General features: G+C 29.4%; 11 protein-coding genes. All 11 read left to right on the top strand.

The features are described from left to right. Nucleotides 1-2: 2 nt before the first annotated feature. A complete protein-coding gene (gene xseA / locus RWQ73_RS02940) occupies nt 3-1262 on the top strand; it encodes an exodeoxyribonuclease VII large subunit (RefSeq protein ID WP_314406623.1) in 1260 nt (419 codons plus the stop codon). Beyond that, entirely contained in the window at nt 1262-1462 is a 201-nt protein-coding gene (gene xseB / locus RWQ73_RS02945) for an exodeoxyribonuclease VII small subunit (RefSeq protein ID WP_314086490.1), read from the top strand. Before xseA ends, xseB begins: the two co-directional genes overlap by 1 nt. Continuing rightward, nucleotides 1455-2315: a farnesyl diphosphate synthase gene (locus RWQ73_RS02950; RefSeq protein ID WP_314406624.1), complete on the top strand. Its 861-nt coding sequence runs from the start codon at nt 1455-1457 to the stop codon at nt 2313-2315. The genes xseB and RWQ73_RS02950 overlap by 8 nt, the downstream gene beginning before the upstream one ends. Nucleotides 2316-2807: 492 nt before the next feature. Then, nucleotides 2808-3953, top strand: coding sequence for a glycerate kinase (locus tag RWQ73_RS02955; protein WP_314406625.1), 1146 nt, complete (start codon nt 2808-2810; stop codon nt 3951-3953). Next, a complete protein-coding gene (locus RWQ73_RS02960) occupies nt 3946-4809 on the top strand; it encodes a DMT family transporter (protein WP_314406626.1) in 864 nt (287 codons plus the stop codon). Before RWQ73_RS02955 ends, RWQ73_RS02960 begins: the two co-directional genes overlap by 8 nt. A 12-nt stretch (nt 4810-4821) precedes the next feature. Beyond that, nucleotides 4822-5757, top strand: coding sequence for a C39 family peptidase (locus tag RWQ73_RS02965; protein WP_314406627.1), 936 nt, complete (start codon nt 4822-4824; stop codon nt 5755-5757). 197 nt (nt 5758-5954) lie between these two features. Then, nucleotides 5955-6695 (top strand): Fe-S cluster assembly ATPase SufC, encoded by a 741-nt coding sequence (gene sufC / locus RWQ73_RS02970; RefSeq protein WP_003145337.1) that lies wholly within the window; start codon nt 5955-5957, stop codon nt 6693-6695. 1 nt (nt 6696) lies between these two features. Further along, nucleotides 6697-7983, top strand: a complete 1287-nt coding sequence (sufD, locus tag RWQ73_RS02975; RefSeq protein ID WP_314406628.1) for a Fe-S cluster assembly protein SufD — start codon at nt 6697-6699, stop codon at nt 7981-7983. 5 nt (nt 7984-7988) lie between these two features. After that, nucleotides 7989-9215, top strand: coding sequence for a SufS family cysteine desulfurase (locus RWQ73_RS02980; protein WP_314406629.1), 1227 nt, complete (start codon nt 7989-7991; stop codon nt 9213-9215). Continuing rightward, nucleotides 9205-9633 carry a Fe-S cluster assembly sulfur transfer protein SufU gene (gene sufU / locus RWQ73_RS02985; RefSeq protein WP_314087092.1) on the top strand — a complete coding sequence of 143 codons (429 nt, stop codon included), beginning with the start codon at nt 9205-9207 and terminating at the stop codon, nt 9631-9633. The genes RWQ73_RS02980 and sufU overlap by 11 nt, the downstream gene beginning before the upstream one ends. 35 nt (nt 9634-9668) lie before the next feature. Next, a complete protein-coding gene (gene sufB / locus RWQ73_RS02990) occupies nt 9669-11048 on the top strand; it encodes a Fe-S cluster assembly protein SufB (protein ID WP_035466867.1) in 1380 nt (459 codons plus the stop codon). The last annotated feature ends 329 nt before the right edge of the window (nt 11049-11377 follow it).

Consider the following 11377-nt stretch of genomic DNA (forward strand, 5'->3'; position numbering starts at 1 on the left):
AGATGGAGGAAAAAACATATCTAACCGTTACAGCCTTGAATAAATATATTGAGAGAAAATTCTTATTAGATCCATACTTAAATGAAATATATATTAAGGGTGAAATTTCAAATTTTAAACTTCACAATAACAATAATATTTATTTTTCTATAAAAGATGAGAATACAAGGATAAATGCGGTATGGTTTGGAGCAAAAACTAAAGAATTTGAAGATGGAGATACAGTTTTAATTAAATCGAAGATTAATTACTATTTCCCTAGGGGAGAACATAATTTATTAGTAGTTGATATGAAAAAAGATAAAATTGGAGAACTGTATAAGAAATTTTTAGAGTTAAAAGAAAAGTTAGAAAAAGAAGGCTTATTCTTACCTCAGTATAAGAAACAAATACCTAGTTTTTCTCAAAATATAGCTGTAGTAACTGCTAAAACAGGTGCAGCCATACAAGATATAACAAGGACTATTCAAAGAAGATTTCCTATAGCGAAGATTAATGTATACTCAACATTGGTTCAAGGAGAAAATTCAGTTCAAGATATTGTTAAAAATATAAAACTAGCTGATGATGGATCAAACGATGTAATAATCCTAGGTCGTGGTGGAGGTTCAATAGAGGATTTATGGAGTTTCAATACTGAGGAAGTAATTAGAGCCATATTTAATTGTAGTACACCAATCGTTACTGGTATTGGACATGAAACAGATACCACGCTTGCTGATTTTGTTTCTGATAGAAGGGCTTCAACACCAACAGCAGCAGCTGAATTAGTTACACCAAATATTGAAGATATAAAGAATAGAATAAAATTTAATTTTCAAAAACTGAATAGTATTTTAAATAATACTATTCAAACATATAAGAGTAGAATTGTTAATAGTGAAAACAATCCATATTTTAAGAATTACTCTAAAATTTATATTGAATATAGAAAATCACTGGAGATATTAGAAAAAGACTTAAACAAAACTCTACATCAATTGATTAAAGATAAGAAGAATACACTAACTAACTCATCTGATAGATTTATTTCATATGACATGTTAGGACGTTTCAAAGAAAATTTCACCAATGAGATAAATCGTCTAGAAGCAAACTCTCCATTAAATATCATGAAAAAAGGTTATTCAGTTACTTTTATGAATAATAAAAAATTAACAACTGTAAAAGAAGCCATAGTAGGAGATAAAGTTACTGTACAGCTTATAGACGGAAGTTTAGAGTGCGATGTAAATAATATATCCGATAAAGGAGTTAAGTAATGAGTAAAGAAAATTTTGAAACAAGTTTAATGAACTTAGAAAAAATTGTTGCTGAATTAGAATCAGGGAAATTATCCCTAGAAGATTCGCTAGAACGCTATAAGCAAGGAATAGATTTAATAAAAAATTGCAATGAATTAATTGATAACGCTGAAAAAGAAGTAGCTAAATTAACAAAGGATTTCAAAGAAAATGAATAATTTTAAAGCATTCATAGAAGAAAACAAAGAAAAATTAAATACCTTTGCTAAAGAATATATCGAAAGACTAGAAATGCCAGCAATTTTAAAAGAATCTATAAAGTATTCTTTAGTTAATGATGGAAAAAAAATAAGACCATTATCTTTTTTGTATTTACTTAAGTATTACGAAGTAGACTATAGTAAATATTTTGATATAGCATTGGCGATAGAATTAGTTCATACATATTCACTAGTACATGACGATCTTCCGGAGATGGATAATGATGATTATCGCTGGGGAAAACTAACGAATCACAAAGTTTATGGACAAGATGTAGCGGTTCTAACAGGAGATGCAATGCTTACATTAGCCTTTGAGGTTCTCAGTGATTGTGATGTAAATCCTAACTTAAAAGTTAGACTTATAAAACAATTTGCTAACTATTCAGGAGCTATGGGAATGATTGCTGGTCAAGTGTATGATGTTAAACAAAAAAATTATAATGTTGATGCAGATTACTTAAGAAGAATGCATAGTTTAAAAACAGGTCGTTTAATTGAGCTTCCTATGGATTTTGCTTGCTTAGTAGCTAATAAATCAAACGATTACTCAGAAATAAGAGAATTTGGTCAACAATTAGGAATAGCATATCAGATAAAAGATGATATTCTTGATTATTATGGAGATTTTGAGAAAATAGGAAAACTACCGAGTGATGAAGATATGATTACTTATCTTAGTTTCTATGGTATTGAAGAATGTGAAGACTTACTTCAAAAGCATACTACGAATGCTATAAATATTGCTGAAAAATTAAATAATAACTTATTAATAGATTTTGCGAATTATCTATTAAAACGAGATAAATAATACACGACAGATTTTAAGTAACTCATTGTGGTTTTTCATACCATTATGAGTTATTTTAATACAATAAAAAACCACGAAAGTTTAGGGGTAAACTTCGTGGTTTTTTACAGTTATTATATTAGCCTAACTTTAGGGAATTAGAAACTCTTAGAACTAATATATTTAAAATGTTAGCTGTAGATTACTGGCACAAACATGAGGATTACTTATAATTGTAAAACTAAAAGTAGTTTGCTTCTGCAGCAGACAAATTAACACTGTATTTTTGATAAATCAAAAAGTGAGTTCTAATTTTTAACCCTAAACATAAAGTAAAATACTTTACATAATTATTATACTAAAAAAAATAATAAATTTAAAGTATTTGTGTAAATTTTATAAATGAAAATGTTTTTATTATTTATTTTCATTGTTTAAACTTTAAATAATAATAAAATGATGATAAAATTAACTAAAAGATTATAAATTAATTGTAAGGAGGGTGGAAATTATATGAAAGTCTTAGTAGCTGTTAATGAATTTAAAGGCTCTTTATCTTCAATAGAGATAGGAAATACTATAAAAAGTGTAATAAGTAAAAGATATACTAATTTAGAAGTTTTAACAGAAGCTGTTGCTGATGGTGGGGATGGATTTTTAGATATATTTAATGATTTTGAGAAAAAACAATTTAAAACTGTAAATGCCGCTTCACAAGATATTATAGTTAGTTATCTAGAAAATTTAGTTAGGAAAGAAGCTGTTATAGAAATTGCGGAAGTTATAGGACTAAAACAACTTTTGGATGTAGATAGAGATCCATATAAAACATCCACTCTTGGTTTGGGTAAACTAATTAATCATTTACTTAATAAGGGTATTAAACACTTCATAATTGGATTGGGTGGAAGTGCAACTAATGATTGTGGTATTGGAATGCTTAGTGAACTAGGAGTTAGGTTTTTAAGTGAATCTGGAAAGCTTTGTCGATATGGAATAAAAGATTTAAGTGAAATTTGTGAAATTGATTTGAGTGGTATTAATCAAAAACTAGAAGATGCAAACTTTACAATAATTAGCGATGTAAATAACCCTCTTTATGGCAGAAATGGAGCAACTTATGTTTATTCAGGGCAAAAAGGATTAGATGAAAGAAATTTTGCAGAAGTCGATAAATATATAACAAACTTTTCAAAACTTGTTTCTGAAAAAATAAAAAATGATTTTTCAAATTTTGAAGGAAGTGGTGCTGCGGGCGGTCTTGGGTTTGCATTCTTATCCTTTTGTAATAGTAGAATCCAGGGTGGTTCTAAGTTTATGATTGAATATTTAGATTTAGAACAAAAAATTAGTGAAATTGATATTCTTATTACAGGCGAAGGAAAATTAGATAGTCAGAGTTATATGGGAAAAGCCCCTATTGAACTTGCTAAAATAGCGAAAAAATATAATAAAAAAGTGATTTTCTTGGCTGGTAGCATTCTTGACGAACAGTTGAATCAACTTAGCGATGAAAATAAGAAATTAGTTGATTCTTCATTTACAGTTCAAAGAGAATTTTTACCTTTAGAAAATGCAATGAACAAAGATGTTACTATTAAAAATATAGAAAATACTGTTATTCAAATCTTTAATTTATTGGAGATTAATAATGGATAAAAAAAATAATATATTAATGGGAATATTTTGCATAATTATTGCAGGATTTGGTTTTTCCTTAATGGCACTATTTATAAAACTCTCAGGTAATTTACCGGCTATGCAAAAAGGCTTTTTCAGAAATATAATTGCTGTTGCTATTTCAGCTATTCCACTAATAAAGCATAGAAAATCAATTAGTCTTCCAAAGGGAAATATTGCTTGGGGAGTATTAATATCGAGAAGTGTTTTCGGTACTATTGGTTTAGTATTTAATTTTTATGCGATAAGTCATATTAGTTTAGCTGATTCAACAATAATACAAAAACTATCTCCATTTGTTATAATAATTTTATCATATATATTTTTTAAGGAAAAAATTACTAGATTCCAATTATTAGCTATAATAATAGCTTTTATAGGTGTGGGATTTATTATTAAACCAACAGGTAATGGACTTATTAGTCTTGGTGCTTTTGCTGCACTCTTAGGAGCGTTTTGTTCAGGAGTTGCTTATACTTGTGTAAGGTACTTAGGTACGCATAATGTTTCAGGTGAATTCATTATATTCTTTTTCTCTTCATTATCAACGTTATTGTTGTTACCTTATTTAATATTTGATTATAGAGAAATGAGTATATACCAATTAATGATGTTAATATTAGCGGGAGCATCTGCAACGATAGGGCAGTATGGGGTAACGTTTGCTTATCGATATGCAGCAGCGAAAAATATCTCAGTTTTTGATTACTCACAAGTCTTATTTTCAGGAATTTTAGGATTTATATTTTTTAACGAGTTACCAGACTTGCAAAGTTTAATAGGATATATTATAGTTATTTTTGTAGGGGTTATTTTAGTTTTAAAGAGTAAATAAAGGAGAGAAACAATGAAAAGAAAAATAATAGGGATTATAACAATTGCGTTTATTGTTCTATGTTCAGTTATACTGTATGTTAATCAAAGTAATAAGATTACTTGGTTTAATAAATTTTTAAAAGATGAAAACAAGATTACTTGGTTCAATAAAATTTCAAAAGATGAAAATAAGAGTACTAATGTGTTACAAACAGAAAATGTAGCTAATGCAAGAGATGGTATAAAGGGGGTAACGCAACCTTATCCATTTATTACCAATCCAAGTGGAGTCGAAAATAATTTGCTTCAAAATGCAAATGGTAATCTTATAGGACAATTAATATATTTACAAAGAGAAAATCTACCAGAGGCTGAACAAAAATTATTAGTAAATAACAAGGATGCAACACAATATATATTAGGCTATCTAGCTGGACAAAAAGCTACACCGTTTGAAGAGGGTGAGACAGTGGAAATTAATAGAAAATATCCATACTATATTCAATGGGATAAACGTTGGGCTTATGATAAGTTAGGTGAGACAAATATTGCTATAGGGGGATGTGGACCAACATGCGTAGCAATGGCATTAAGTGGGATATTAGATGATAAATCAATAACGCCTAAGAATATTGCAGTGAAAGAAGATGCAAATGGTTATTTTACTGATGCGGGAACTAAATGGAGTTTCTTCGATTATATTGCCAAAGAGTATGGGGTTAATTCAACTGGAGTACCTTTAAATAAAGAAGCGATGAAATCTGCTTTAAGTAAAGGACATCCGATAATTGCATCAGTACATCCAGGTAAATTTACCACAGTAGGACATATTATACTTATCACAGCAGTAGATAATGATGATAATTTTATTATTAATGATCCAAACAGTTATACAAGAACGCTAAAAAAATGGTCTTATGATGAATTAAAAACTGAAATAGTGGCTATGTGGGAATTTTCAAAATAAATTTATGATAAATCTTCAAATACACTTTGAGGATTTATCATTTTTTTATTAAAATTTTAGAGGGAATATGTTAATTTTAATCAAACCAATAATTTGATAAATGAATTTAAAAACTATATAATTATATTAATAAATAGAGCGATTAAAAGTAACATTATACATTAAATCGTTAAAATACAAAAGATGGAGGAAATAAAATGTCAGTTCTTGATATTAAAAATTTAGAAGTATCAATTAATGAAAAACAAATATTAAAAGGACTAAATTTAGAAATTAAATCTGGTGAAATACACGCAGTAATGGGACCAAATGGTGCAGGTAAATCTACTTTAGCATCAGCTATTATGGGCCATCCAAAATATGAAGTAGATGGTGGTAGTATTTTATTAGATGGTGAAGAAGTACTAGAAATGGAAGTAGACGAAAGAGCTCGTGCTGGTCTATTTCTTGCAATGCAATATCCATCTGAAGTACCAGGAGTACCAACTTCAGAATTTATTAAATCAGCAATTAATGCGCAACGTGAAGATAGTATTCCTTTAATGCAATATATTAAAAAATTAGATAAGACTATGGAATTTTTAGAAATGGATCTAAAAATGTCTCAACGTTATGTAAACGATGGTTTCTCAGGAGGAGAAAAGAAACGTAATGAAATATTACAAATGATGATGTTAGAACCTAAATTTGCTATTTTAGATGAAATCGACTCTGGATTGGATATCGATGCATTAAAAATCGTATCAAAAGGTGTTAATAAAATGCGTGGGGAAAACTTCGGTTGTTTAATTATCACTCACTATCAAAGATTATTGGATTATATTGAGCCAGATTTTGTACACGTACTTATGGATGGGAAAATCGTAAAATCAGGTGGACCTGAATTAGCACTTCGTTTAGAAAAAGAAGGTTATGACTGGTTAAAAGAAGAGGTTTAATATGGAGAATAATAAATTAAAACTAAGTATTAAAACTTTACAAAGCATCTTTTCTAATACTAATGAACCTACATGGTTTTTAAATACGAGAAAATTAGCTTTATATAAGAGTTATACGCTACCTTTTCCAAAATTAGAGTCTATGGAGTTAGAGAGATGGAACTTATTCAATGTTGATTTTTCAACTCTAAGATTAGAAAATGAAGGAAATATAGAAATAGCTGAATACGGTATTAATAGTGATGATTTTGCTGTAATTCAAAAGAATAACACTATTGTTCATATTAATATTCCAGAAAAATATGCAGATAAAGTAGTAATTAAAGATATTTTTTCTGCTATGAATGATGATCACATAAAAGATAGTTTTATGAGTGTTGTTGACTATGCAGAAAGTAAAGTGACTGCTGTTCACTATACACTATTAAATGCAGGATTATTTATAGACGTTAAAGATAATGCTGTAATTGAAGAACCGCTTCAGTATATCGTAATATCTGATAAAGAACAAAGTTTATTCAACCATGTGACTATTCAGGTTGGAAATAATGCAAAATTTAACTTTATTGAAAACTACGTAAATAATCAAAAAGAGGATAATGTACCATTCAGTTTAGTATCTGAAGTAGTTGCACACGAAGGAGCACAAATCAACTACAGTTCAATTACGAATCAACCAGGTGAAAAACGTGGAACTATTTTACGCCGTGGTTTAACTTATAAAGATTCTTTAATTAACTGGAATGTCGCAGCGATGGATGAAGCAGATGTATATCACGATAATACAACGAACATTTTAGGTGATGGTTCTGAAGCTAATCTTAAGATAGTAACGCTAGGAGTTAAAGAACAAAAAACTTACTTTAATAGTGAAGTAGTTAACCAAGGATTAAGCAGTAAAGGTGATATTCTTCAACATGGTGTATTATTAGATAGATCACACATCGTATTTAATGGTGTTGGATTTATCGTAAAAGGTGCAACAGGATCTAATGCTTATCAAAGTTCAAGAATGCTGACACTTTCTTCGGAAGCTAAAGCTGATGCCAACCCAATGTTATTAATAGATGAAAATGATGTTATGGCTGGTCACGGAGCGTCTCTAGGCCGTATTGATGAAGAACAACTATACTACTTACAAAGTAGAGGATTAACAAGAAAAGAATCAAGTAGATTACTAGTTCATGGATTCTTATCTCCAGTAATCTCTGAATTGACAGTAGATAAAATTAAAGAACTTGTAACAGTGCTTATTGATGAAAAAATTAACAATAACGAGAGTGAGTAATAATGATAGATTTTAGTAAATATAGAGAAGACTTTCCTATATTAAAAAGAAAGATATCAGGAAATGATTTGATATTTTTTGATAATGGAGCTACTACTCAAAAACCTAATCAAGTAATCGATGCAATTACAGATTACTATAAAAATTATAATTCAAATATTCATAGATCTGTTTATACCTTAGGTAATGAATCAGAGAAAATATACGAAGAATCAAAACAATTAGTAAAAGAATTTATAAAAGCGAGTAGTTATGAAGAAATAATTTATACTAGTGGAACTACCGAAAGTTTAAATTTCATAGCAAGAATTTTAGAACAAGATGTAAGTGAGGGAGATGAAATTATCCTTACATATATGGAGCATCATGCTAATATCATTCCTTGGCAACAACTAGCTAAACGAAAAAATCTAGTTTTAAAATATTTAGAATTAGATGAAGAAGGAAGAATAAGTATAAAACAATTAGAAGAATTTATTACAGATAAAACTAAAATCGTATCAATGTGCCATGCTTCTAATGTATTAGGTAATATAAACCCGGTTTATAAAATTGGTGAACTATTAAAAGATAAGGATGTTTATTTTGTAGTAGATGCAGCACAATCTGTTCCTCATTTAAAGATTGATGTTCAAAAAATGAACTGTGACTTTTTAGCATTTAGTGCACATAAGATGTGCGGACCTACCGGTATTGGTGTATTATATGGTAAAAAACATTTACTGGAAAAATTTGATCCGGTTGAATTCGGTGGTGGCATGATCGGTATTGTTGAAGAAACTTTGGCAACATGGGCGATTCTTCCTGATAAATTCGAAGCGGGAACACCACTGCTTGCGCAAGCTGCAGGATTAGGAGCTGCTATTAAATATCTAGATAGTATCGGATTAGAAAATATTGAAAAGTATACTAAAGAACTTACTGAATATATGTATTCTGAACTTTCTAAGATTGATAACATAGAGATTTATGGAACAAAGAATATAGAAGATAGAGTTTCGCTAATAACTTTTAATTTGGTAGGTGTACATCCTCACGATTTAACAAGTTTCTTAGACGCAAAAGGTATATGTATAAGAGCGGGACATCAGTGTACTCAACCATTATTAGGAAAGTTAGGAACATACTCAGTAGCAAGAGCGAGTCTATATTTATATAATACAAAAGAAGAGATAGATTTCTTTATTCAAACTTTAAAAGAAACGAAGGAGTTTTTTGACAATGAGTTTTAGTGATTTAAAAAGTTTATATAAACAAGTAATCTTAGATCATAGTAAACATCCTAGAAATAATGGAGAAATAGAGAGTAGTTATAAGTTGGAGATGCTAAATCCGTCTTGTGGTGATAAAATAACAGTTAGTATGAAATTAGTAGATGATATTATCGAAGATATAAAATTCGTAGGAACAGGTTGTTCAATTTCACTAGCTTCAGCTTCTATGTTAACTGAAGAATTAAAAGGTTTATCAGTAGAAAAAGCTAATACCAAGATTAAAGACTTTTTAAATATGATTATGGGAAATGAATTTAATGAAGAGAACTTAGAAGATAGTATTTCATTACAAAATATTTCGCAACTACCAGCTAGAGTTAAGTGTGCTACTTTAGCATGGAAAATTACAGAAAAAATTTTAGAAGAAAATAAATAGAAGAAGGAGTGATTGCATTGAATAAAAATGAAGAAATGTTTACCGATTATCAGTATGGATTTTCAGATAAAGATGTATCTATATTTAAGACTGATAAAGGACTAACAAAAGAGATTGTTAAAACTATTTCTGAAAGAAAAGAAGAACCACAATGGATGTTAGAATACCGTCTAAATGCATTAAAAGAGTTCTACAGAATGCCTATGCCTACATGGGGTGGAGACTTATCAGAAATAGATTTTGAGGATTTAACTTACTATGTAAAACCATCAGAAAAAACAGAACGCTCATGGGACGAAGTTCCTGAAGAAATTAAAAATACTTTCGAAAAACTTGGTATTCCAGAAGCGGAACAAAAATACTTAGCAGGTGTATCTGCACAATATGAGTCAGAGGTAGTTTATCACAATATGCATAAACAATTCGAAGAGAAAGGAATTATCTTCGAAGATACTGATACAGCGTTAAAAAATCATGAAGAAATTTTCAAAGAATACTTCTCTAAAGCTGTAGATTTTAACGATAATAAGTTCGCTGCATTAAACTCTGCAGTTTGGTCAGGTGGATCATTCATCTACTGTCCGGAAAATGTATCAGTAGAAGCTCCGCTTCAAGCATATTTTAGAATTAACAGTGAAAAGATGGGACAGTTCGAGCGTACATTAATTATTATTGAGAAAAATTCTTCACTACATTATGTAGAAGGATGTACAGCTCCAACTTACTCGGCAAGTTCACTGCATGCTGCTGTAGTAGAAATCTTTATTAAAGAAAATGCTCGTTTCAGATATACAACTATTCAAAACTGGTCGACAAACGTATACAACTTAGTTACTAAGCGTGCAATTGTTGAGAAAAACGGAACTATGGAATGGGTAGATGGAAACTTAGGTTCTAAATTAACTATGAAATACCCAGCTTGTATATTAGTTGGCGAAGGAGCAAGTGGAAGTACGTTATCTATCGCAATGGCTAGTGAAGGACAGGTACTTGATGCAGGATCTAAGATGATTCACCTAGCACCGAGAACATCATCTACTGTTGTTTCAAAATCAATGTCTCGTCGTGGTGGAAAAGTTAACTACCGCGGATGGATTCACTTCGGTAAAAACTCAGAAGGTTCTCGTTCGAACATTGAATGTGATACTTTAATCTTAGATGAATATTCAACATCGGATACTATTCCTTATAACATTGTTAAAAACTCTAACGTATCATTAGAACATGAAGCAAAAGTATCTAAAGTATCAGAAGAACAACTATTCTACTTAATGAGTAGAGGTTTAGATGAAGGACAAGCTACAGAAATGATAGTTATGGGATTCATCGAACCATTTACAAAAGAACTTCCAATGGAATACGCTGTTGAATTAAACAGATTAATTTCATTTGAAATGGAAGGGTCAATAGGATAATTAAAAGTATAAAAATTTAATTTGTTAGGATGATATCTCCCTAAAAATGTGTATAATTTTTTAGAGGTTACCTTTTACAATAGACCCAAAAAGGATAAATTATAAATTTCCTTTTTGGGGGTTTTTAGTTAAAATCTCAATAAAAGCAGAATTAAATTCAGTTGTATTAAAATAATAAATATTGACACTTCTTTTAATTATATTTTGTAAAGTAATAAAAGTATAGGTTAGTTAAATGTAGTAAAATTTTTAGGTTGAAATTACAAATATAAAAAAATAAAACTATTGAGTTCAATTGAAAAATGTTTTATAATATATATATATATATA

Origin of the sequence: uncultured Gemella sp. (assembly GCF_963525875.1) — a bacterium.
GTDB lineage: Bacteria > Bacillota > Bacilli > Staphylococcales > Gemellaceae > Gemella.